23 protein-coding genes and 1 pseudogene are annotated in these 23,294 nt (G+C 60.2%); 10 read left to right on the top strand and 14 right to left on the bottom strand.

Going from position 1 to position 23,294, the window contains the following annotated elements:
* Positions 1–73 precede the first annotated feature (73 nt).
* The gene (locus AACY50_RS13315) at positions 74–847 is read right to left on the bottom strand and encodes a hypothetical protein (RefSeq protein ID WP_339538664.1); all 774 of its coding nucleotides are present in this window, start codon (positions 845–847) and stop codon (positions 74–76) included.
* Positions 848–992: 145 nt separating this feature from the next.
* Between AACY50_RS13315 and AACY50_RS13310 the strand changes: the two genes are divergently transcribed.
* From AACY50_RS13310 to AACY50_RS13300, 3 genes and pseudogenes are all read left to right on the top strand, one after another.
* A complete protein-coding gene (locus tag AACY50_RS13310) occupies positions 993–1,532 on the top strand; it encodes a chalcone isomerase family protein (protein WP_339538663.1) in 540 nt (179 codons plus the stop codon).
* Positions 1,533–1,645: 113 nt separating this feature from the next.
* Positions 1,646–2,914 (top strand): Nramp family divalent metal transporter, encoded by a 1,269-nt coding sequence (locus tag AACY50_RS13305; protein WP_339466382.1) that lies wholly within the window; start codon positions 1,646–1,648, stop codon positions 2,912–2,914.
* A 30-nt stretch (positions 2,915–2,944) separates the two neighbouring features.
* A pseudogene (locus tag AACY50_RS13300) lies at positions 2,945–3,064 on the top strand (cation transporter); the annotation flags it as partial.
* A 45-nt stretch (positions 3,065–3,109) separates the two neighbouring features.
* Here the strand turns inward: AACY50_RS13300 and AACY50_RS13295 are convergent.
* On the bottom strand, positions 3,110–4,219 hold the full coding sequence (locus AACY50_RS13295) for a cytochrome P450 (protein WP_339434217.1): 1,110 nt from the start codon (positions 4,217–4,219) through the stop codon (positions 3,110–3,112).
* A 78-nt stretch (positions 4,220–4,297) separates the two neighbouring features.
* On the opposite strand from AACY50_RS13295, the gene AACY50_RS13290 reads away from it, so the two are divergent.
* The 3 genes from AACY50_RS13290 (at position 4,298) to AACY50_RS13280 (ending at position 7,178) form a co-directional block, all read left to right on the top strand.
* Positions 4,298–5,056 carry an ArsR/SmtB family transcription factor gene (locus tag AACY50_RS13290; protein WP_339538662.1) on the top strand — a complete coding sequence of 253 codons (759 nt, stop codon included), beginning with the start codon at positions 4,298–4,300 and terminating at the stop codon, positions 5,054–5,056.
* Positions 5,057–5,139: 83 nt separating this feature from the next.
* Positions 5,140–6,360, top strand: a complete 1,221-nt coding sequence (locus AACY50_RS13285; RefSeq protein WP_339434215.1) for a putative DNA modification/repair radical SAM protein — start codon at positions 5,140–5,142, stop codon at positions 6,358–6,360.
* On the top strand, positions 6,357–7,178 hold the full coding sequence (locus tag AACY50_RS13280) for a TIGR03915 family putative DNA repair protein (protein WP_221733616.1): 822 nt from the start codon (positions 6,357–6,359) through the stop codon (positions 7,176–7,178). The genes AACY50_RS13285 and AACY50_RS13280 overlap by 4 nt, the downstream gene beginning before the upstream one ends.
* A 66-nt stretch (positions 7,179–7,244) precedes the next feature.
* Here the strand turns inward: AACY50_RS13280 and AACY50_RS13275 are convergent, their stop codons facing one another.
* The 5 genes from AACY50_RS13275 to AACY50_RS13255 form a co-directional block, all read right to left on the bottom strand.
* Entirely contained in the window at positions 7,245–8,264 is a 1,020-nt protein-coding gene (locus tag AACY50_RS13275; protein ID WP_339434183.1) for a branched-chain amino acid aminotransferase, read from the bottom strand.
* A 231-nt stretch (positions 8,265–8,495) separates the two neighbouring features.
* A complete protein-coding gene (gene lpdA, locus AACY50_RS13270; protein WP_339434182.1) occupies positions 8,496–9,869 on the bottom strand; it encodes a dihydrolipoyl dehydrogenase in 1,374 nt (457 codons plus the stop codon).
* A 7-nt stretch (positions 9,870–9,876) separates the two neighbouring features.
* Positions 9,877–11,151: a dihydrolipoamide acetyltransferase family protein gene (locus tag AACY50_RS13265; RefSeq protein WP_339538661.1), complete on the bottom strand. Its 1,275-nt coding sequence runs from the start codon at positions 11,149–11,151 to the stop codon at positions 9,877–9,879.
* Positions 11,152–12,210 (bottom strand): alpha-ketoacid dehydrogenase subunit beta, encoded by a 1,059-nt coding sequence (locus AACY50_RS13260; protein WP_064390582.1) that lies wholly within the window; start codon positions 12,208–12,210, stop codon positions 11,152–11,154.
* Position 12,211: 1 nt separating this feature from the next.
* The gene (locus tag AACY50_RS13255; protein ID WP_339434180.1) at positions 12,212–13,447 is read right to left on the bottom strand and encodes a 3-methyl-2-oxobutanoate dehydrogenase (2-methylpropanoyl-transferring) subunit alpha; all 1,236 of its coding nucleotides are present in this window, start codon (positions 13,445–13,447) and stop codon (positions 12,212–12,214) included.
* A gap of 185 nt (positions 13,448–13,632) precedes the next feature.
* On the opposite strand from AACY50_RS13255, the gene bkdR reads away from it, so the two are divergent.
* Positions 13,633–14,121 carry a Bkd operon transcriptional regulator BkdR gene (gene bkdR, locus AACY50_RS13250; RefSeq protein WP_007915088.1) on the top strand — a complete coding sequence of 163 codons (489 nt, stop codon included), beginning with the start codon at positions 13,633–13,635 and terminating at the stop codon, positions 14,119–14,121.
* Between the two features lie 13 nt (positions 14,122–14,134).
* Here bkdR and AACY50_RS13245 read toward each other — a convergent pair whose 3' ends face one another.
* Positions 14,135–14,986, bottom strand: a complete 852-nt coding sequence (locus AACY50_RS13245; RefSeq protein WP_339434179.1) for a tyrosinase family protein — start codon at positions 14,984–14,986, stop codon at positions 14,135–14,137.
* Positions 14,987–15,111: 125 nt separating this feature from the next.
* Complete coding sequence (locus AACY50_RS13240; protein ID WP_339538660.1) at positions 15,112–15,975, bottom strand: MBL fold metallo-hydrolase; 864 nt, start codon at positions 15,973–15,975, stop codon at positions 15,112–15,114.
* Between the two features lie 113 nt (positions 15,976–16,088).
* Between AACY50_RS13240 and AACY50_RS13235 the strand changes: the two genes are divergently transcribed.
* From AACY50_RS13235 to AACY50_RS13225, 3 genes are all read left to right on the top strand, one after another.
* Complete coding sequence (locus AACY50_RS13235) at positions 16,089–16,430, top strand: ArsR/SmtB family transcription factor (protein ID WP_221733609.1); 342 nt, start codon at positions 16,089–16,091, stop codon at positions 16,428–16,430.
* Positions 16,431–16,514: 84 nt separating this feature from the next.
* A complete protein-coding gene (locus AACY50_RS13230) occupies positions 16,515–17,759 on the top strand; it encodes an NAD(P)/FAD-dependent oxidoreductase (protein WP_339466377.1) in 1,245 nt (414 codons plus the stop codon).
* Positions 17,760–17,768: 9 nt separating this feature from the next.
* A complete protein-coding gene (locus AACY50_RS13225; RefSeq protein ID WP_339434176.1) occupies positions 17,769–18,569 on the top strand; it encodes a sulfite exporter TauE/SafE family protein in 801 nt (266 codons plus the stop codon).
* Positions 18,570–18,617: 48 nt separating this feature from the next.
* On the opposite strand, the gene AACY50_RS13220 is transcribed toward AACY50_RS13225, so the two are convergent.
* The 5 genes from AACY50_RS13220 to AACY50_RS13200 all read right to left on the bottom strand — a co-directional run bounded on the left by AACY50_RS13220 (position 18,618) and on the right by AACY50_RS13200 (position 23,285).
* Positions 18,618–19,898 carry a TRAP transporter large permease gene (locus tag AACY50_RS13220; protein ID WP_221733606.1) on the bottom strand — a complete coding sequence of 427 codons (1,281 nt, stop codon included), beginning with the start codon at positions 19,896–19,898 and terminating at the stop codon, positions 18,618–18,620.
* Positions 19,898–20,425, bottom strand: coding sequence for a TRAP transporter small permease (locus AACY50_RS13215; RefSeq protein WP_339538659.1), 528 nt, complete (start codon positions 20,423–20,425; stop codon positions 19,898–19,900). Before AACY50_RS13215 ends, AACY50_RS13220 begins: the two co-directional genes overlap by 1 nt.
* A gap of 79 nt (positions 20,426–20,504) precedes the next feature.
* Positions 20,505–21,476, bottom strand: a complete 972-nt coding sequence (locus AACY50_RS13210) for a TRAP transporter substrate-binding protein (RefSeq protein WP_339434174.1) — start codon at positions 21,474–21,476, stop codon at positions 20,505–20,507.
* A 60-nt stretch (positions 21,477–21,536) separates the two neighbouring features.
* A complete protein-coding gene (locus AACY50_RS13205) occupies positions 21,537–22,430 on the bottom strand; it encodes an SMP-30/gluconolactonase/LRE family protein (protein WP_339538669.1) in 894 nt (297 codons plus the stop codon).
* Between the two features lie 30 nt (positions 22,431–22,460).
* Complete coding sequence (locus tag AACY50_RS13200; RefSeq protein ID WP_339538658.1) at positions 22,461–23,285, bottom strand: NAD-dependent epimerase/dehydratase family protein; 825 nt, start codon at positions 23,283–23,285, stop codon at positions 22,461–22,463.
* Positions 23,286–23,294: the final 9 nt, after the last annotated feature.

Raw genomic sequence — 23,294 nt, 5'->3', positions numbered from 1 at the left:
GTGAATGGTCGCGCGAGGCGGGCGATCATCCCACGGAGCATGCCGGGCATTCCAGCGCGATTCGTCTGACGGGTTATTGCGTCTGTTGCCTGGGGGCGGGGCGGGCCAATAGCCGCCTGGTGACGCCCAGCATCGCCACCGACACCGCCACTCCCAAGGCAAATCCACCAAGGCCCAGGGTCGGCAATGTCAGTGCCGAGACCAGACAAAACGCCGAGAACGAATACATTCCCGTCGCGGTCGCCCGTAGCAGTGCGGCGGTAAATTCAGGGCCGCGGGTTTGCTGGGAAAACACCGCCATCACACTGCCAAGCACCGGGAACACCGCAAGCAGGCCGCTCCAGCGTTCGCCGACGGTGCTTGCGAGCATGGTCACCACCAGCGTCAGCGCAGCGCCGGCGATCATCCGCCAGATCAATCTGTCCGACTTCGGAACCGGACTGCTGAGCGGCGGCTGCACGTTGGGAAACAGATAGGGCGCCGCCAGTAGGGCAACCGCCGCCGCCAGCACCGAAAACGGCAGAGACGCGGGAATCCGTGACAGTACCAGTGCCAGCAAAGCCCAGACCGCCAGGGACATGCTCAACGCCCAAGCCCAGTTGGCCCGTTGCGCGACCTGCGCGTAGGTGATGCAGAACGCAATCATCGCGAACATCGCTGACAACGCGGCCACCGCTGATTGCGCGGCAAACGGCGCGCCCTGTTCGATGGCGAGGAAAAACAGGATCGGCCCAACGACCACCGGCAACCCCGACAGCCACCCGGCCACGCTTGGCCCCCAGTGTTTACCCGCCAAAGATATCAGCAGCAGAAAACCGGGAATCAACAGCAACTTGAGGATCAGCACGCAGGTGTCTCCGTCGGGTGAGAGGCGGTCACGGTAGCATCGCTGTCAACGGATTGCCGCATATGTGAGGCTTTGTTGTATACAAAATGCCGAAGGCATACAGGCTATGCTTTGTCTATCAGGGTTTACCGGAGTCGATGACGTGATGAGCAGAACACAGAATGTCTGGCGTGGGTGCTGCGCCATCGGCTTGTGGGCCTTGCTGGTGGCGCCTGCCTGGGCCAACTGGCAGGACGAAGTGCCCGGCGCCAGAATCATCGGCACCGGCGATTTCAGTGTGTTCGGTTTCGACGTTTATAACGCGCGGCTGTGGAGCGCCGCCCAGCCGCTGGCGGAGGGGCAGCCCTTTGCGCTGGAGTTGATCTACCTGCGCAGGATTTCTCGCGACGATCTGGTCGAGGCCAGTGTGGATGAAATCAAACGTCTGGCGGGTTCTTCGATCAGCCCGGCGCAACTGGCCGTCTGGCAGACGCAAATGCAGCAGGCGTTCGTCGACGTCCGTGCAGGCACCCGCATCACCGGGGTTTATTTGCCGGGGCAGGGGGCGCGGTTTTTTGTTGGCCAACAGTTGCAGCACGAAATCGACGACCCACAGTTCGCCCGCGCATTTTTTGATATCTGGTTGAGTCCACGTACACGCAGTCCCGAATTGCGTCAGCAACTACTGGGTGTGGCCGGATCTTGAGCTTTCATCACAGGGGGCGAAACGTCTAAGCTGCGTCTTTCGACTTGTTTCTGGATGTGTGCGTGAAATTCAGCTTGCCCAAAATCGCCACCGCGCCGTTTTGCCCGCCGGAAGTGGCTGGCAGTGTTGCGGTAGATCCCAATGCTTCGTTTTTCAAGCGCGTGCTGCGCTTCGCCGGCCCTGGCTTGCTGGTGTCGATCGGCTATATGGATCCGGGCAACTGGGCGACGGCGATCGAGGCGGGTTCGCGGTTTGGCTACAGCCTGCTGTTTGTCGTGCTGCTGGCGAGTCTGGCTGGCATGGTCGTGCAATGCCTGTGTTCGCGCCTGGGCATCGCCACCGGCCGCGATCTGGCGCAATTGTCCCGCGAGCGCTACAGCACCCCGACGGCGCGGCTGCAATGGGTGTTGGCGGAGATCTCGATTATTGCCACCGACCTTGCCGAAGTCCTTGGTTGCGCGCTGGCGTTTCACTTGTTGCTTGGTTGTTCGCTGACGTTCGGTATCGCGCTGACAGCCTTCGATACGTTGCTGGTGTTGGCCCTGCAGAATCGCGGGTTCCGCCGCCTCGAAGCGATCATGCTGGTGTTGGTCGCCACCATTGGCGTGTGTTTTTTCGTTGAATTGTTGCTGATCAAGCCGTACTGGCCGGACGTGGCTCAGGGCTTCAAACCGTCACTGGCCGCCATCAGCGATGCCGCGCCGTTGTACCTGGCGATCGGCATTCTGGGCGCCACCGTCATGCCCCATAACCTTTATTTGCACACCTCCATCGTGCAGACGCGGATGATCGGTAAGGATCTGGCGAGCAAACAGGACGCGGTGAAACTCGCGCGCATCGACACCATCGGTTCGCTGGCGCTGGCGTTACTGGTCAACGCGGCAATTCTGATCCTCGCGGCGGCCGCTTTTCACCAGTCCGGTCATACCGACGTGGTAGAGATTCAGGATGCCTATCACCTGCTGGACCCACTGGTGGGCGGCGCGCTGGCCAGCGTGCTGTTCGGTGTGGCGTTGCTCGCGTCCGGGCAGAGCTCGACCTTTACCGGCACCATCGCCGGCCAGGTGATCATGGAGGGTTACCTGAATCTGCGGATTCCCTGCTGGCAACGGCGGCTGATTACCCGAGGGCTGGCGTTGATTCCGGCATTCATCGGTGTTTGGCTCATGGGTGACGGCGCAGTGGGCAAATTGCTGGTGCTCAGCCAGGTGGTGTTGAGCCTGCAACTGCCGTTTGCCTTGTATCCGCTGATTCGCATGACCAACGACAAGCAACTGATGGGGCCATTCGTGAACCGTTGGCCGACTCGCGTGCTGGCGTGGGGCTTGTTTGTGCTGATCAGCGGGGCCAATAGCTGGTTGATTTTGCAATTGGCGGTCTGAGCGACTGACTGACTAATCTATTCGCACACCTTCGTCGGCTGGGTGTGGCTGGACCCGGCCCTGGGTATTGTCGGCGCCATTGTCATCGCCAAATGGGCCTACAACCTGATGCGTGACAGCGCTGCCGTATTGCTCGACGCCACCGATGAGCCCGGTGCATGAGCTATCGCACCTGACCATCGAATTGCACCGCGCCTAACGCTGTACCTCGCTGAACAGTGGAATGCGCCCGTTAAGAGAAGGGCGGTAGTGCCAGCTCAGGCGATCAAGATCGATGCCGAGATCGACGATTGCCTTGACCGTTGCGCTGGCAATCGTCATCGCCAGCGCTTGCCCCGGACACTGATGGCGACCGCTGCCAAAACTGAAACTGCGGCGGTTGGGGCGATCCAGTGCAAACCGGTCGGGGTTTTCATTGAGTGCAGGATCACGGTTGGCCGAGGCCAGTAGCAGCACAATCACCTGGCCCGCCTCAAGGCGAACCCCGTCGATGTCGCAGGAGGTTGCGACAAATCGCCGGGTGTTCTGCACCGCAGGGTCGAAGCGCTGCACTTCAGCCAGTAGCGCCTCAATGGAGGCTGTGCGTAGCGCTGGCGCTCGCCGCAAAGCCACCAGCGCATTGCCGATCAATCCTGCGCACGCTTCAAACGTCTGTGAGCAGAGACCGATCAGGTTGGCGATCAGGGTTTGCTCGCTCCCCTCGAATCGCTGCGTGATGCCGGCCAGCAAAGTCGTTTGCTCCCGCGGGCCGGCGAGCAACTCGGTGAAATATCCGTGCAACTGCTGCGCCGCTGCGTGGGCGGCCGCCAGTTGCACGTCATTGCTCAACGGTGACAGGCACGCGACAAAATCCCCGGTCAACTCACTGATTGCCCGAGCCTGTGCGGGGGCGAACCCGAGCAACACCGCGACCACACAGACCGGCCCCCTGAACATGGCTTTATGCACGCCATCGGCGTTCGCGCAGATCAGGCGTGCGCTCACCAACGCCTGAACTTCATCGCTGTCGACCAGCGTCAATGCCGGCTCGATGGCCGAACGTGGACAGCGCTGGGTTTCGTCTTCGTTCATTCGCATCAACTGGCCGAAGACTTTACCGGCCATGCCCTCGGCGATCGCTTTGGGCACCGGCTCCTGCACCGGACGCACCCGGCAGTCGGGATGAGCCAGAACCGCACAAACCGCACGGGCCGTGCTGGCGACCCACAATTTCAGTTCGGGGTGAAACATCAGCCCACCCTCGGCGCGCAGTGTTTCGTAATACGGGTAGGGGTCGGCATGCGTCGCCGCGACGATCGGGTCCATGTTCGTAGCCTTGTCGGAGAGGAAAGTGTTGCTACTATCTCCAGTCTGTAACGGCGATGATTCGTCGGGGAGCGAAATATGCACGCAGAACATCAAGACATCGGCGTCTCGCAAGTGGCCGCCGCCATCGCGGAACCGACCCGGACGAAAATCCTCTGCGCGCTGATGGACGGTCACGCCCGCACCAGCACGGAGCTGGCGGCTATCGGCGAAGTCAGTGCGTCCACCGCCAGCGCGCACCTGAGCAAACTGAAGGATCTGGCGTTGGTGCGTCTGCATGTGCAGGGCCGCCATCGTTATTACAGCCTCGCCGACAAACGCGTCGCCCAGGCGCTGGAAGCCCTGATGGTGATCGGCCAGAGCGCCGCGCCGACCTTCAAGCCGCACACGCCGGATCGCCTGCAATTTGCCCGCACCTGTTACGACCACATGGCCGGAACGTTGGCGGTGTTGCTGCATGACCGTTTGATCGATGCCGGGTGGCTGGTGGAAACCGACGAGCAGACGTATCGCTTGAGTGACCGTGGCGCGGCGTTATTTGCAGGGTTGGGTATTGAAGTGCAGGACTTGAATGCACTGCGCCGCAAGTTTGCCTGCCCGTGCCTGGACTGGAGCATGCGCCGGCCACACCTAGGGGGGGCGCTGGGCGCTGCACTGCTGCAAACAGCGTTGGAGCGCAAATGGGTGACGCAGGATCTGGACAGTCGGGCATTGGCGCTGACAGCGGCGGGGCACAGAGCGCTCAGCTCGCGGTTCGGTATCCAATTGGCGGCGCAAGCAAGGCTTAAAACATCGCCGTCCGTGGCAACGCCTGCCGATCATGGCGTTCCCCTGTAGCGGCGAGCATTTGATCTGCTTTGCACCTTGTGCCAATCCAATAGACTCGATACTGTATATGCAACCAGTAAAGAGCCTTCGCCATGCAAATCATCGACAAGCTCAGCATCCTCGCCGACGCCGCCAAGTACGACGCATCCTGCGCGAGCAGCGGTGCGCCCAAGCGCAGTTCCGAGGGCAAGAGCGGAGTAGGCTCGACCGATGGCATGGGCATTTGCCACAGCTACACGCCGGACGGGCGCTGCGTGTCGCTACTGAAGATTCTGCTGACCAATTTCTGTCTTTACGACTGCCAATACTGCGTCAACCGCCGTTCCAGCGACGTGCCGCGTGCCCGTTTCACGCCGGAAGAAGTCGTGGCGTTGACCCTGGATTTCTATCGGCGCAACTGTGTCAGCGGGCTGTTTCTCAGCTCCGGGATCATCCGCTCCGCGGACTACACCATGGAGCAACTGGTGCGGGTTGCGAAGCTTCTGCGCGAAGAGCACGAGTTTCGAGGTTATATCCACCTCAAGACCATTCCCGAAGCTGACCCGGCACTGATCGAGGAGGCCGGGCGTTACGCCGATCGCTTGAGCGTCAACATCGAGTTGCCCACCGATGCCAGCCTGCAAACCCTGGCGCCAGAGAAACAGATTGTCTCGATCAAACAGGCGATGCGGACCATCTACACCGGCGAACAGACCGTGCGCAACGAACCACGCGCGCCTAAATTCGCGCCGGCCGGGCAAAGCACCCAGATGATCGTCGGCGCTGACGACACCGACGACAGCACCATTCTCCACAGTGCGCAGGCGTTGTACGGCAACTTCCGGCTGCGCCGGGTTTACTATTCGGCGTTCAGTCCGATCCCCGACAGCCCGAAAAGCGTACCGCTGGCTGCGCCCCCCTTGATGCGTGAGCATCGGTTGTATCAGGCCGATTTTCTCTTGCGCAGCTATGGCTACAGCGCCGGTGAGCTGCTCAAGGGGCCGGGGAATCTGGCGCTGGATATCGATCCGAAACTGGCGTGGGCGTTGCAGAATCGCGAGGTGTTTCCGCTGGACCTCAATCGTGCTGAACCGGCCCTGATCGCCCGTATTCCCGGTATTGGCCTGCGCACCACCGAACGCCTGGTGGAGCTGCGCCGACAGCGGCGGATTCGCTACGAGGACGTGGCGCGCATGCGGTGCGTACTGGCCAAAGCCAGGCCGTTCATCATCACCAGCGATTACCATCCGCAGCAAGCCGAGGTCACCAGTCATATGCTGTATCAGCAATTGCGCGACCGGCCGATGCCGCAACAGATGGGGTTGTGGGGATGATCGATCTGGATTGCGATGACCTGTTCGACACTTGGCGGCAACAGGCTCGCTGGTTACTGAGCCATGAAATCGATCCGAGCCTGGTGAGCTGGGCCTCGGAAGGGGTGGGCGATCTGTTTGCCGGCGACCAGTCCGTGCCCAAAGGCCAAGGGCCGTTTCAGGCGCGCATCCCGCGTACCTTGCTCGACACCCTGGAGCGTGCGGCCAGTTATCGGGGCGATCAGCGCTGGAGCCTGCTGTATGAAGTATTGTGGCGCGTCAGTCACGGCGACCGCACGGCGATGATGGCCGGCGACAAGCTGGGCAGTGAATTGCAGCGGCGGATCAAGCAAGTTCAGCGCGAAGCGCATCACCTCCATGCATTCGTGCGCTTCATCGAGCGACCGAAAGATCTGCCAGGGCCGCAATACGTGGCGTGGCATGAACCGGCCCACGACATCCTGCACCGTGCCAGTGAGCATTTCGTCGCACGCATGGGCCGCCACCGCTGGTTGATCGCCACACCCCGTGACGGGGTGTATTACGACGGCGAACAATTGATCCACCAGCGCCGATGCCCTGTGGAGTGGCAGCAATTGGCGCAGAACGTCGATGATCCGCATGGCGATCTCTGGTTGACCTATTACAGCCACATCTTCAACCCGGCGCGGCTGAATCCAAAAGTCATGCAAGGGCATTTGCCGGTGCGCTTCTGGAAAAACCTGCCGGAGGGGGAGTTGATTCCCGGGCTGATTACTCAGGCGCGCATGGGCAAACAACAGGATGGGCAAGCGAGCGGGATTGCCGGTCGGTCGGGTAAACGTATTGCGCATAAATAAACGATCAAATAAAAAGCCCCCAACGGATCACTCCGTGGGGGCTTTCTTGCATCTGCGGCCGTCAGATCAAACCTTGACGATCCAGCCCGCTGGCGCTTCGATGTCGCCGGTTTGCACGCCGGTCAGTTCTTTGTAGAGCTTCTGGGTCACAGGGCCGACTTCGGTTTCGCTGTGGAATACGTGCAGATGGTCGTTGTAGCTGATGCCACCGATCGGGGTGATCACGGCAGCAGTGCCGCAAGCGCCGGCTTCCTTGAAGTCTGAGAGCTTGTCGATCAGCACATCACCTTCAACCACTTCCAGGCCCAGGCGCGATTTGGCCAGTTCGATCAGCGACAGACGAGTGATGCCCGGCAGTACCGATGGCGACTTCGGGGTCACGAATTTGTTGTCGTGGGTGATCCCGAAGAAGTTGGCCGAACCGACTTCCTCGATCTTGGTGTGGGTCATCGGATCCAGATAGATAGCGTCGGCGAAGTGGGCTTGCTTCGCTTTGGAGCCTGGCATCAGGCTGGCCGCATAGTTACCGCCGACCTTGGCTGCACCGGTGCCTTGTGGGGCGGCGCGGTCGTAGCTGGAAATCTGGAAGTTGTGCGGGGTCAGGCCGCCCTTGAAGTAGGCACCAACCGGGATGCAGAAGATCGAGAAGATGAACTCGGGAGCAGTACGCACGCCGATGTTGTCACCCACGCCGATCACGAACGGACGCAGGTACAGCGCGCCGCCGGTGCCGTACGGCGGGATGAAACGCTCGTTGGCGCGAACCACTTCCTTACAGGCTTCGATGAACTGCTCGGTTTCCACCATTGGCATCAGCAGACGCGCGCAACTGCGTTGCATGCGCAGGGCATTCTGGTCCGGGCGGAACAGGTTGATCGAACCGTCCTTGCAACGATAGGCCTTCATGCCTTCGAAGCACTGCTGGCCATAGTGAAGGGCCGTCGAGCCTTCGCTGATGTGCAGCACGTTATCTTCGGTCAGGGTGCCTTTGTCCCACTCGCCATCGCGAAAGTACGACAGATAGCGTTTGTCGGTCTTGATGTAGTCAAAACCCAGCTTGTCCCAATTGATGCTTTCGTTACCCATGACACCCTCTATCACTGAACAACCGTCGAAACGGTTCAAGGCTTCTGACGTTTTTTGGATGGGCACAACAATACTTCATTCTTGAGCGGTTTCGCAGCCCGGACTATCGGATGACAGACAGATAAATCGTGTTGGCCTCAAGAATTCGCCAGCAAGCCCACACACATTTGAAATGCATTCCCCCTGTGGGAACGGGCTTGCTTGCGAAGAGGCCATCACTGCCACCCTCCTTTACAGATGCAACGCATGTCCAAGAGCTCGCAACGCTGCTTCCTGCACCGCTTCACCCAGTGTCGGATGCGCGTGAATGGTGCCGCCAATGTCTTCCAGTCGTGCGCCCATTTCCAGGCTCTGCGCAAACGCAGTCGACAACTCGGAAACACCGACTCCCACCGCCTGCCAGCCGACAATCACATGATTGTCCCGACGAGCGACCACCCGCACAAAGCCGCTTTTGGACTCCAGAGTCATCGCCCGGCCATTGGCGGCGAACGGGAAGCTGGCCACGATGCAGTCCAGCCCGGCCGTCCTGGCCTCGTCCGGCGTCTGGCCGACCACCACCAGTTCCGGGTCGGTGAAGCAAACGGCTGCGATGGCGGTGGGGTTGAATTCGCGGTGTTTGCCGCTGATCAGTTCGGCGACCATTTCGCCTTGCGCCATGGCGCGGTGAGCCAGCATCGGCTCGCCGCTCAGGTCACCGATGGCGTAGACGTTGCGCATGCTGGTCTGGCAGCGGCTGTCGATCTTGATCGCCGAGCCGTTCATCTGCAGATTCAGCGCTTCGAGGTTCCAGCCCTGAGTGTTGGGTTTGCGACCGACGGCGACCAGCACCTGATCGGTTTCCAGATTCAGGGTGTCGCCGTTCGGATCACGCACCTGCAAAGTGCCGTCGAAACCCAGAACACTGTGCTTGAGATACAGTTTTACGCCCAGTTGCTTCAGCGCTTCGTGCACCGGTTGCGTCAGTTCGGCGTCGTAGGCCGGCAGGATGCGATCCTGTGCTTCGACCACACTGACCTCGGCACCGAGCTTGCGATAAGCAATACCCAGTTCCAGACCGATGTAACCGCCACCGACCACCACCAAACGCTTGGGCACTGACTTTGGCGCCAGAGCTTCGGTGGAGGAAATGATCGGACCGCCAATGGGCAGAATCGGCAAGTTAACGCTGGTGGAACCGGTGGCCAGTACCAAGTGCTCGCACTGAATGCGAGTGCCAGCCACTTCGACGGTTTTGCCGTCGATGACGTTGGCCCAGCCTTGGATCACTTGAACCTTGTTCTTTTTCAGCAGGGCGGCGACGCCAGTGGTCAGGCGATCAACAATGCCATCTTTCCACTCGACGCTCTTGTTAATGTCCAGAGTCGGTGCCGGAACGCTGATGCCCAGCGCCGAGTGCTGATGGTGATGCTGAGTCTGATGAAACTGCTCAGCCACATGGATCAGTGCCTTGGACGGAATGCAGCCGATGTTCAGGCAGGTGCCGCCCAGCGATTGGCCCTCCACCAGAATCGTCGCTATACCCAGTTGCCCGGCGCGAATCGCCGTCACATAACCGCCGGGGCCGCCGCCGATGATCAGCAGCGTGGTGTTCAAAGTTTGCATGCGCGCCTTACTCCACAAACAAAGTGGCGGGTTGTTCGAGCAAGCCACGAATGGCCTGGATAAAGAGCGCCGCGTCCATGCCATCGACCACACGGTGATCGAAAGAGCTGGAGAGGTTCATCATCTTGCGGATCACCACCTGGCCTTTGACGACCATTGGCCGCTCGACGATTTTGTTGACGCCGACGATTGCCACTTCCGGCAGGTTCAGCACCGGCGTGCTGACGATGCCACCCAGCGCACCGAGGCTGGTCAGGGTGATGGTCGAACCTGACAGTTCGTCGCGGCTGGCCTTGCCATGGCGTGCAGCGTTGGCCAGGCGCGAAATTTCAGCGGCGCTGTCCCACAGGCTGCGCGCCTCGGCGTGATGCACCACCGGTACCATCAGGCCGACATCGCTTTGCGTGGCGACGCCGACATGCACTGCGCCGAGGCGGGTGATGACCTGGGCTTCGTCATCGTAACGGGCGTTCATCTGCGGGAAGTCGCGCAGGGCAACCACGAGCGCGCGCACCAGAAATGGCAGCAAGGTCAATTTGCCACGGCTGGCGCCATGCTTTGCATTCAAATGCGCGCGCAGTTCTTCGATCGCGGTGACGTCGATTTCTTCGACATAGCTGAAGTGCGCGGCACGCTGAGTGGCGTCCTGCATGCGCTGGGCGATCTTGCGGCGCATGCCGATCACTTGAATCTGCTCTTCGTCGTGACGCTGGGCGTAGGCCGCCGATGCAGGCGCCGAGGCGTTGGATTGACCTTGCGCCAGATAGGCTTCGAGGTCGTCGTGCAAGACGCGGCCGGCCGGGCCAGTGCCGCGTACCAGACGCAACTGAATACCCAGATCCAGTGCATGTTTACGCACGGCCGGCGAGGCCAGCGGGCGTTCATCGGCCTCTCGGGCAACCACCGGGCCTTGGCAGACAGGGGCCGGGCGCGCTATGGCGGCGGATTTGTTTTCAACGGGAGTTTCGGTTTTCGCAGGTACGGCAACCGCTGCCTCTTTGACGGGTGCAGGGGCTGCGGACTCTTTCAAGTTACCCGCGCCTTCCACTTCAATGCTGATCAGTACACTGCCGACCGCCATCACTTCGCCCGGCTGACCGCCCAGCGCAATGACCTTGCCGTGTACCGGCGACGGGATATCGACCATCGCCTTGTCGGTCATCACATCGGCCAGCACCTGATCTTCAACGACCAGATCGCCTACCTTGACGTGCCATTGCGACAGCTCTACTTCTGCGATGCCTTCGCCGATGTCCGGCATCTTGATAACGTGCGTGCCCATTCAGACCTCCATGACCCGTTTCAGCGCCGCGCCCACTCGGGACGGCCCAGGGAAATACGCCCACTCTTGCGCGTGCGGGTAGGGGGTGTCCCAACCGGTGACGCGTTCGATTGGCGCTTCCAGGTGATGGAAGCAATGCTCTTGCACCAACGACACCAGTTCGGCGCCGAAACCGCAGGTGCGTGTGGCTTCGTGGACCACGACGCAGCGCCCGGTTTTCTTAACCGACTTGACGATGGTGTCCAGGTCCAGCGGCCACAGGCTGCGCAGGTCGATGACTTCGGCGTCGACACCGCTCTCTTCAGCGGCGACTTGCGACACATAAACGGTGGTGCCGTAGGTCAACACGGTCACGTCCTTGCCTGGACGGGTGATCGCGGCGACGTCCAGCGGCACGGTGTAATAGCCGTCCGGAACCTGGGCTTGCGGGTGTTTTGACCACGGCGTTACCGGACGGTCGTGGTGACCGTCGAACGGGCCGTTGTACAGGCGCTTTGGCTCAAGAAAGATCACCGGGTCATCGTTTTCGATGGAGGCGATCAGCAGGCCCTTGGCGTCATACGGGTTGGATGGCATGACGGTGCGCAGGCCGCAGACTTGAGTGAACATCGCCTCGATGCTCTGGCTGTGGGTCTGGCCACCGTAAATGCCGCCACCGCAAGGCATGCGCAGGGTCATGGGTGCGGTGAACTCGCCAGCCGAGCGGTAACGCAGGCGCGCCGCTTCGGAAATGATCTGGTCGGAAGCCGGGTAGACATAGTCGGCAAACTGGATCTCGGCCACCGGGCGCAGGCCGTAAGCGCCCATGCCGACGGCGACGCCGACGATGCCGCTTTCGGAGATCGGCGCGTCGAATACTCGCGAGGTGCCGTACTTGGTTTGCAGGCCTTCGGTGCAACGGAACACGCCACCGAAATAACCGACGTCCTGACCGAACACGACGACATTGTCATCACGCTCAAGCATCACATCCATGGCCGAGCGCAGGGCCTGGATCATGGTCATGGTGGTCGTGGTCATGGCGGTTTCCAACTGAATATTGTTGTTGTGATCGTTCATGTCAGATCCCCAACTGCTGACGCTGGCGCTTCAAGTGCTCCGGCATCTCTTTGTAGACGTCTTCGAACATGGTTGCGGCGCTCGGGATCTGGCCGCCGGCGAGGGTGCCGTACTGTTCGGCCTGTTTCTGTGCGGCAATCACTTCAGCTTCGAGTTCGGCACTGACGGCGGCATGTTCTTCGTCCGACCAGTGGCCGACTTTGATCAGGTGCTGTTTCAGGCGGGCAATCGGGTCGCCCAGCGGGAAGTGGCTCCAGTCGTCGGCAGGGCGGTATTTCGACGGATCGTCGGAGGTCGAGTGTGGGCCGGCGCGGTAGGTGACCCACTCGATCATGGTCGGACCAAGGTTGCGGCGGGCGCGTTCGGCAGCCCAGGCGGAAGCGGCGTAGACCGCGTAGAAGTCGTTGCCGTCAACCCGCAGTGAGGCGATGCCGCAACCGACGCCGCGTCCAGCGAAGGTGGTGGCTTCACCGCCGGCGATGGCCTGGAAGGTCGAAATGGCCCACTGATTGTTGACCACGTTAAGAATCACTGGCGCCCGATAAACGTGAGCGAAGGTGAGGGCGGTGTGGAAATCCGATTCGGCGGTGGCGCCGTCGCCGATCCACGCCGAGGCGATTTTGGTGTCGCCCTTGATTGCCGAAGCCATGCCCCAGCCCACGGCCTGAATGAACTGGGTCGCGAGGTTGCCGGAGATGGTGAAGAACCCGGCGTCTTTCACCGAGTACATGATCGGCAACTGACGGCCCTTGAGCGGATCGCGCTCGTTGGACAGCAGTTGGCAGATCAAGTCGACCAGCGGTACCTCGCGGGCCATCAGGATGCTTTGCTGGCGGTAGGTCGGGAAGCACATGTCGTCGATGTTCAGCGCCAGGGCCTGAGCGCTGCCGATGGCTTCTTCGCCCAGGCTCTGCATGTAGAAGGACATCTTTTTCTGACGCTGGGCGACGACCATCCGGTTGTCGTAGATCCGCGTCTTGAGCATGGCGCGCATGCCCTTGCGGAGAATCTCCACCGGCACGTTTTCAGCCCAGGGGCCCAGAGCGTTGCCTTGATCGTCGAGCACGCGAATCAGGCCACGGGCCAGGTCGGCGGTGTCGGCGGGTTCTACGTTGATGGGAGGTTTGCGCACCGTACCGGCATCGGTCAGATGCAGGTAGGAAAAGTCGGTTTTGCAGCCTGGGCGGCCCGAAGGTTCAGGGACGTGCAGACGCAGCGGTTCATACGCTTGGGTCATGGCTTCTACGCTCGATCTTGTGAATTTCTTGTAGTGAGCTGGCAGTCATTCTTCGATAAAAGAAATCTTGTCCTACAACAATCATAGGCCCGGCCAAGAAGAATATTTATCTCTGTTTCATTGCGCCTCAGATCATTTGCAGATAAAAATTCTGCATAAACATAAAAAACAGGTGGTTTTGTCTCATGCGCAAACTGGACCGTACCGACATCGGCATTCTCAACAGCCTTCAGGAGAATGCGCGCATCACCAACGCCGACCTCGCTCGCTCGGTGAATTTGTCGCCCACCCCGTGCTTCAACCGGGTCAAAGCAATGGAAGAGTTGGGGCTGATTCGTGAGCAGGTCACTTTGCTGGACGCCGATCTGCTGGGCCTGCACGTCAATGTGTTCATTCATGTCAGCCTGGAAAAGCAGGTCGAGGAAGCATTGCAGCATTTTGAAGAGGCGATTTCCGATCGCCCCGAAGTGATGGAGTGCTATCTGATGGCCGGCGACCCGGATTACCTGATCAGGGTCCTGGTGCCGACCATTCAGTCGCTGGAGCGGTTCATGATGGACTTTCTGACCAAGGTGCCGGGCGTGGCGAACATCCGGTCGAGCTTTGCGCTGAAGCAGGTGCGCTACAAAACCGCGTTGCCATTGCCGGCGAACGGTTTGACCTTGGGCAATTGAGCGTCATGTACCGTCAGATGTCCTCGTAGCGGTAATCGAGCTCTTCGGTGAACAGCGTCTGCTGCACGGTGTAGGTTTGCATCCAGGGCGCAGGCTCGTTGGCAGGGTGAAACACCAGTATTGATCCACTCATTTCATCCGATGGAAAGGAAGGAATGTTGGGGTGTTGGTGCTTCCAGCGCTCCCAGAGCAGGTCGAGGTAGCAGTGGTGCAGGAAAAAGATCGGGTCGTTGGGCGAGGAGGCTTCGGCCATGCTGCCACCGATCCAGGCGTGCACCGGATTGTGAAGCTCGCGTTCAGCGGAGTTTTCCCAGCCTGCTTGATCGGTGGCTTGCCAATAGGGCGTTCTGTTCAAGGCTGAAATAACCGCTTCGGCAGAGGGCAAGGTCTCTTGTGCTCCGAGGTTGCGGCGGACGCCCGGATTGCCGGTGCCTTCGTCCCAAACGGCGACGTTGAATTGAGAATGCTCGCTGGAAAATGGGCCGCTTGTTACGCGCTGGTCTTGTGTGTTGTCACCGTTCCCGCCCATGAAGCTTGAGGTGAAGGGATTGTCTGGCCCTGTGATTTGCCAGTTCCAATAAGGCAGTGTTATGCCTGGGTTGTTGGCGGCAACCTGCAAGGCCAGTTCAAACTGGCGGATCAGAACTCGGTGCCAAGGGAAGAACAAGGGGCTGCGATGGGGGTTGGGCGTCAGGGGGTTGCCTCGCCCCATCGAGTTTTTGTGGATTTGTACAAAGTCATCGTAGCGACTTTGTTGTCCGGGCCGCAGGACGCTGTCGACATTGTTTTTAAGTAACAGAACCGCATCGATGAAGGCGTTTTTTTGCGCCTTTGTCATGTCGCGGTGGTTTTGACGAATATCCATGTTGTAAAGACTCCATTGAATGTATACCCAATGAAGTCTGGCCGTCGGCGGGATTTTTTCCAGTTCATCTCTATCGCCAGAGAGTGTAGGAAAGTCTTTTGTTTCAGATAGTTAAGAGAGTATTCCTACAAGAGATTCAGTGGGATCTTGAGGTAGACCGCGCCATTGTCCTCTGGCGTCGGAAAATTCCCCGCACGCACATTCACCTGGATCGCCGGCAGCAGTAGCGTCGGCATGCCCAACCCGGCATCGCGTTTTGTGCGCATGTCTACAAACGCCGCTTCATCAATGCCGTCATGCACATGGATGTTGCTTTTGCGCTGTTCGCCGACGGTGGTCTGGCAGCGTGCCGGGCGACTTTCAGGCGGGTAATCGTGGCAAACGTAAAGCTTCACACTCGCCGGGAAGGCCAAAAGTTTGTGGATCGAGTTGAACAACTGATGAGCATTGCCGCCGGGGAAGTCGCAGCGCGCAGTGCCGACGTCAGGCATGAACAACGTGTCGCCGACCAGAATCTGTTCGCCGTCGATCAGGTAAGCCATATCCGCCGGGGTGTGACCGGGGACATGCAGGGCGGTGGCCTTGAGGTTGCCGATCATGAACGACTCGTTCGCGGCGAACAGGTGATCGAACTGTGAGCCATCAACGCAGAACTCAGGCTCCAGATTGAACAGCGCCTTGAACACGTTCTGCACTTTGCTGATCGATTCGCCAATGGCGATCTTCCCGCCCAGCTCGCGACGCAGATACGGTGCGGCGGACAGGTGATCGGCATGGGCGTGGGTTTCCAGCAGCCATTGCACCTGCAGGTTGTGTGCGCGGACGAAGGCGATGATTTTGTCGGCCTGAGCGGTACAGGTGCGCCCGGCGGCGCCGTCGTAATCGAGCACCGGGTCGACGATCGCGCATTGCCCGCCATCCGCCTCGTACACCACGTAGGTGTAGGTGCAGGAGGTGGGGTCGAGGAAAGCTTCAATCAGCGCGGGCATGGGCATGAACCTGTGCAGAGGACGAGAAAAGTCAGGTGGCGAAAAGTCGCTTGCAACACTTTATGTAAAAACATAATGTTCGCAGCTTAAGTGACGTTGAGGGCTTCCTGCAAATGCAATCCAGTTTGAGCGAATGTGAAGTTGCGCAATTGCGCGCCTCGGCCTCCAAGGCCTGCGCCTTGCTCAAGGCCCTGGCCAACGAGGACCGCTTGTTGATCCTGTGCCAACTGACTCAGGGCGAGCGCAACGTCGGCGAACTGGAAAAAATGACCGGCGTGCGTCAGCCGACCCTGTCCCAGCAACTCGGCATTCTGCGTGATGAAGGTTTGGTCGCGACGCGCCGCGAAGGCAAATACATTTTTTACGGCCTGGCCAGCCCGGAAGTCATCCAGGTGATGAAAACCCTCTCCGGTTTGTATTGCGGGGCGGTAGTCAAAAGCTGGGGTCACTCATAAATGTCAGCCAGCAAACAAACCCGATTCGGGAGCGGGCTTGCGTCAAGGCGACACCCTTCTTGCGTGCAGTAAAAGGAACAAGCAATGAACGATCAACACGGGGGCCCATCCATCAGTGCAGATATCGTGGTCATCGGCGGCGGTACGGCCGGCATCGCTTTCGTTGCCAGTCTGCTCAAGCGCGATCGGCACTTGAAAGTCACTGTGATCGAACCGAGCGCCCAGCACTACTACCAACCGGCGTGGACGCTGGTCGGCGCTGGCGCCTACGACGTGAAAGACACCGTAAGACCGATGACCAAGGTGCTACCGCGTCAAGTCACCTGGGTGCAGGCAGCGGTGACCAACGTCGATCCGGAGACTCGCCAACTCACCCTCAACGATCAACGTATCGTCAGCTATCAAAACCTGATCGTCTGCCCCGGCCTGCGTCTGGCCTGGGAAAAAATCGAAGGCTTGCAGCAAAGCCTTGGTCAGCACGGCGTGACCTCCAACTACAGCTATCAGCACGCGCAATACACCTGGGACCAGGTGCAGAAATTGCGCGGTGGCAAAGCGCTGTTCACACAACCGGCGATGCCGATCAAATGCGCCGGTGCGCCGCAAAAGGCGCTGTACCTGTCCTGCGATCACTGGCGTAAAACCGGCGTGCTGAACAACGTCAATGTCGAGTTCAATCTTGCCGGCGCCGCATTGTTCGGCGTGGCGACGTTCGTGCCGCCGCTGATGAAGTACATCGACAAGTACAACGCCCGACTGGCCTTCAACGCCAATCTGGTCAAGGTCGACGGCCCGGCGAAAACGGCATGGTTCGAGATCAAGGACGCTGACGGCAACGTCACCCGCGAGGCAAAAACCTTCGATTTGCTGCACGTCGTACCGCCGCAGGTCTCCCCGGATTTCATCGCACAAAGTGCGTTGGCCGACGCTGCCGGCTGGTGTGAAGTCAATCAGCACAGCCTGCAGCACCCGCGTTATCCCGAGGTGTTCGCACTGGGTGATATCTGCGGCACAACCAATGCGAAAACCGCGGCGGCGGTGCGCAAGCAAGTCGTGGTGGTGGCGCAAAATCTGTTGGCCCAACGCAAGCAACAGCCGCTGCCGCTGAAATACGACGGTTATGGCTCATGCCCACTGACGGTGGAGAAGGGCAAGGTGATCCTCGCCGAGTTCGGTTATGCCGGGAAGTTGCTGCCGACCTTTCCCCTTGACCCGACGGTGCCGCGTCGTTCGGCGTGGTTACTCAAGGCAACGTTGCTGCCGTGGTTCTACTGGCACGGCATGCTCAAGGGGCGCGAGTGGCTGACTTCCCTGTCCAAAGTTGACTGAGGACTCCTTATGTTGCTGGCAAGTCTGTTTGGTGTGCTGATGGGGTTGGTTCTTGGGCTGACGGGGGCGGGCGGCGGGATTCTCGCGGTGCCGGCGCTGGTGCTCGGGCTCGGCTGGACGATGACCCAGGCAGCGCCGGTGGCGTTGTTTGCGGTCGGCAGTGCGGCGGCGGTCGGTGCCATCGACGGCTTGCGCCATGGCCTGGTGCGTTATCGTGCGGCGCTGCTGATTGCCGCACTGGGCGCCGTGTTTTCGCCGCTGGGGATCTACTTCGCGCATCAATTGTCGGAAAAGATCCTGATGATTCTGTTCAGCCTGCTGATGGTCATGGTGGCTTGGCGCATGCTGCGCCGTGAGCGTCAGCAGCAGGGCCCCAGCGATCATGGCCACGCCAGTTGGGGCCAGAAGAATTGCATGCTCAATGAACAAACCGGCCGATTGGACTGGACGGCCAAATGCACCGCCACGCTTGCGGCGCTGGGCGCGATTACCGGTGTGGTGTCCGGATTGCTCGGTGTGGGCGGCGGCTTCCTGATCGTGCCGGCATTCAAGCAACTGACCGACGTGCAGATGCGCGCGATTGTCGCAACGTCGTTGATGGTGATCAGTCTGATTTCCGCCATCGGTGTGATCGGCGCGTTTCACGCCGGCGTTCGCATCGACAGTCAGGGCGTCGCGTTTATCGTCGCCAGCATTGTTGGCATGATCATCGGCCGCAAGCTCAGCGCGCGGGTGCCGGCGCGGGCGTTGCAGGTGGGGTTTGCCAGTGTGTGTGTGGTGGTGGCGGTTTATATGTTGCTGCGGGCTTGAGTTGAACCTTGTGGCGAGGGGCACAAGCTCCCTCACCACAGCGACGGTTTACAGCACCAGATGCGGCAACCACAGCGAAATCGCCGGAACATACGTCACCAGCAACAACACCAGAAACAGCACCGCATAAAACGGCATAAGCGCTTTCACGGTGCTCTCGATACTCACCTTGCCCACCGCCGAACCGACAAACAGCACCGCGCCCACCGGCGGCGTTATCAGCCCGATCCCCAGATTGACCAGCATGATCATGCCGAACTGCACCGGGTCAACGCCAATGCCCAGAATCACCGGCATCAGGATCGGCGTCAGGATCAGGATCAGCGGCGCCATGTCCATCACCGTGCCCAGCAACAACAGCATGGCGTTGATGCACATCAGGATCACGTAGCGGTTGTCCGACAGCGTCAGGAACATCGTGGTGATCTTTGCCGGGATCTGCATCAGGGTCATGATGTAACCGAAGCTGGCGGCAAAGCCGATCAGGATCATCACGATCGAAATGGTCCGCACGGTGCGGTGCATCAGTTTCGGCAGTTCGCTCCATTTGTAGTCGCGATAGATGAACATCGTCACGAAGAATGACCACAGCACGGCGATGGCCGCCGACTCGGTGGCGGTAAAAATCCCCGAGAGAATCCCGCCCAGGATGATCACCATCGCCATCATGCCCCACATCGCCTCGCCGCAGATTTTCAAGGCCTCGCGCAGCGGTATGACTTCACCTTTGGGGTAGTTGCGTTTTTTCGCGAAGATCAAGCACAGCGCCATCAGGCACGCGCTCATCATCAGGCCGGGCACGACACCGGCCATGAACAGCGAGCCGATAGACACGGTGCCGCCAGCCGCCAGGGAATAAAGCACCGAGTTATGGCTGGGCGGCGTCAGCAACGCCTGCACCGAACCACTGACGGTGACCGCCGTGGAGAACTCGCGCGGATAGCCTTTGCGCTCCATTTCCGGGATAAGCACCGAACCGACCGAAGCGGTATCGGCCACCGAGGAGCCGGAGATCGCGCCAAAAAACGTCGAGGCCATGATGTTGACCAGCGACAGGCCGCCGCGCACGAATCCCACCAGCACCCCGGCGAACGCCACCAGCCGCCGTGACATGCCACCTTCGGCCATGATCGCGCCAGCGAGGACGAAGAACGGGATCGCCAGCAGCGAAAACTTGTTCACCCCACCAGCCACCTGAATCATCAGGGCCTGGAACGGGATATCGATCCACCACGCGCCGATCAATGCCGACAGCCCGAGGGCGTAGGCCACTGGCATGCCGATCAGGATCAAGACAATAAAACTGCCCAACAGAATCAACGCGTCCATCAGGCAGCCCCTTCGTGTTCTTCAACCAGATCGAACCGCACCACGCGGCGGTTGCTTTGGTCACCCAGAAACAATTTTTCCAGCACGAAAATCATGGTCAGCGCGCCACCGATCGGGATGGGCATGTAGGTGATGCCCACGCGCAAAGTGGGCAGGGCGCTCATGAACTGGTTCCAGGTCGACAGGCACAGTTTGGTGCCCCAAATGGTCATGAACAGGCAAATGGTGGCCATCAGCAATTGCGACACGATGCCCATGCCTTTGCGCAGTGGCGCAGGCATGCGGTCGGTCAGCATGGCCACGGCCATGTGAGCGCCAGCGCGATAACTGGCGGCGGCACCGATGAAGGTAAAGACCATCATCAGCAGGATTGAAGTCGGCTCCGGCCAGCTCGAACCGGTACCGAGAACGTAACGGGCAAACACCCCCCAAGGGATGATCAGGGAAATCGTCAGCACCGACAGACCGGCGACCCATATGCAGGCCATGTAGATCCGGTCGTTGATGCCCAGCAGCAGATTCTTCATCGGGTTCCACCGTAACCGGGCAGGCGCGGACATCCATCGAGGTCTGCGCTGCCGGGCCTTTCGTTGAGGGCAGGGAGGGTTACTGAACGGCTTCGATACGCTTGATCAGATCGGCGTAAGGCGCGCCGTATTTCTCGCGGATCGAAGCGGTGGCCTCGTAGAAGGGTTTCTTGTCGACGGTAATGAACTCGACACCGGCAGCCTTGAGTTTTTCTTCACTGCTCACCGTCTTGGCGTCCCACAACGTGCGCTCCTGGGCTTGCGCGGCCTTGGCCGCTTTTTTCACCAGGGCCTGTTGATCCGGGGTGAGTTTGTTCCAGGTGGTTTTCGACATCACGATCGGCTCGGGCAGGATCAAGTGCCCGGTCAGGCTGTAGAACTTGGCGTTCTGATAGTGGTTGTGTTCAAGCATGGTCGGCGGGTTGTTTTCTGCGCCGTCGATTACCCCGGTTTGCAAGGCACTGAAGATTTCCCCGGTGTCCATCGCAATGCCATTGCCGCCCATGGCGTTGATGGTTTCGATGAACATGGGGTTGCCCTGCACACGAATCTTCATGCCCTTGAGGTCTTCCAGTTTGCGCACGGGTTTTTTGGTGTAGAGGTTACGGGTGCCGCCGTCCATCCAGGCCAGGGCGACCAGGTTGAATTCGGAATTGGTGATTTTGTCGAGAATCTCGTCGCCGATTTCACCGTCGATGATCTTGCGCATGTGCGCCTGGTCGCGGAACACGAACGGCATGTTGAACACGTTCACGTCCGGCACCACCGGGCCGACGATGCCGAGGCTGACGCGGGCCATCTGGATCGCACCGACTTGCGCCTGTTCGACCACTTCTTTTTCCGAGCCGAGCACGCCACCGGCGAACATCTTGAAGGTCAGTTTGCCGTCGCTCTCGGCGACCAGGGTTTTGCCCAGTTGCTCTTCGGCGACCACGGTCGGGTATCCGGCCGGGTGGACATCGGCGAACTTGATTTCCAGTGCCTGAACGGCGCTGCTGAGGGTGAACGCAAGGGGAAGTGCGGCGACGAGCAAGGTGCGTTTGAAGTCCATGAGGGTGTCTCCAGTCTTGTTATTTTTGTGGTCAAGGCGAAGCGGTGCAGCAGAGGCGCGTTACAGCAAATTGTCGAAAACCGGTTCCGGCAAGCCTTTGACGCCGGCGTTCAAAGCGAACAAGCCCCCGGCCAGAGACTGCGGGTCGTGATCGTCGCCGGGGCGGATCGAGGCGACAAACAAGGTGTCCATCCGGCTACCGCCGAAGGCGCACATGGTCGGCTTTTTCACCGGCACGGGCAGTGAGTAATCGAGTCGCCCGTCGGGGGTGAAACGATGAACGAGTCCGGCGTCGTTGCCGCAGGTCCAGTAGCAACCGTCGGCGTCAACGGCGGCGCCATCAGGGCGACCGCTGTAGTGATTCATGTCGACGAACACGCGGCGGTTCGACGGCGTGCCGCTGGCGGTGTCGTAGTCAAATGCCCAGATCCGTTGCACGTTGGGGTGTGAGTCGGACAGGTACATCGTCTTGCCGTCCGGGCTGAAGCCCAGGCCGTTGGGCACGATAAAGCCATCGAGATGCGCTTCGATCAGCCCGCACTGGCCGGCGCCGTAGCGATATAGCCGGCCTTCGGGGGCGTTCAAACCCATGTTCAGCACCATGCTGCCCGCCCAGAAACGGCCCTGACGGTCGCAGCGACCATCGTTGAGGCGCATGTCTCCACGGCTGTGTTCGACTTGGGCGAGTAATTCGCTGTCGAGGCTGCCATCGCTATGCGGGTGCAAGTGAAAGAAACCGCTCTCCATGCCCGCCACCCAGCCGCCACGGCTGTGACGGGCGATGCAGGCGAGCATTTCGGGGGCTTTCCACGCGTGGACATGCCCGGTGTCAGCGCTCCAGCGTTGCAGCCCGCCATTGGGAATATCCACCCAGTAAAGAGCGTTTTCCTGCGCGACCCAGACCGGGCTTTCGCCGACCGCGTTGCGGGCGTCGACGATCAATTGGGCATGCATACTCATTCTTTTTTGTCCCTGGCAGAGTCATCAGTCACCGAACGGGCCGGCCGCGACGAAAGCGCCACCCTGATAGATCCGCGCCGGGTCATCGGCCGCCGGCATCGGCTGCGCTTCGACCTTGTCGCGGAACACTTCGGAGCTGTCCCGGGCTTCGAAACCCAAGTGGCTGGCCAAGTGGTTGTCCCACCAGACGTCCTTGTTATCGGACATGCCGTACACCACGGTGTGGCCGACGTTCGGGGTATACAGCGAGTGTTCGAGCAGTTGGGTGAGGTCGTCGAAGCTCAACCAGGTGTGCATCATTCGACGGTTCTGTGGCTCGGGGAACGAAGATCCGATGCGGATGCTGACCGTTTCAATGCCGTAGCGATCGAAATAGAAACTGGCCATGTCTTCGCCGTAGGACTTGGACAATCCGTAATAGCCGTCGGGGCGGCGCGCGGAAGCGGCGTCGAGGCGCTCGTCCTGCTGATAGAAACCGATGACGTGGTTGGAACTGGCGAAGATCACGCGTTTCACGCCATGGCGACGTGCCGCTTCATAGATGTGGTAGACGCCGCAGATGTTGGCGCCAAGGATCTCTTCGAACGAGCGCTCGACGGAAACACCGCCGAAATGCAGGATCGCGTCCACGCCTTCGACCAGTTGATGAACCGCCTGTTTGTCGGCCAGATCGCAGAGCACGACTTCTTCGTGATCATCAGCGGCCGGGAGTAGATCGGCGATGTCCGACAGCCGCAGGACATGGGCGTACGGGCGCAGGCGTTCACGCAAAACTTTGCCCAGACCACCCGCGGCGCCGGTCAGCAGCAGACGGTTGAAGGGGGCACGGGAATCAGAATCAGACGTCATGGCAATCCC

The organism is Pseudomonas sp. RA_15y_Pfl2_54, assembly GCF_963971015.1.
In the GTDB taxonomy this organism is placed as follows: domain Bacteria; phylum Pseudomonadota; class Gammaproteobacteria; order Pseudomonadales; family Pseudomonadaceae; genus Aquipseudomonas; species Aquipseudomonas baetica_A.
Note: the sequence above shows the minus strand (reverse complement) of the source record. Positions and strands in the feature narration are given on the sequence as shown.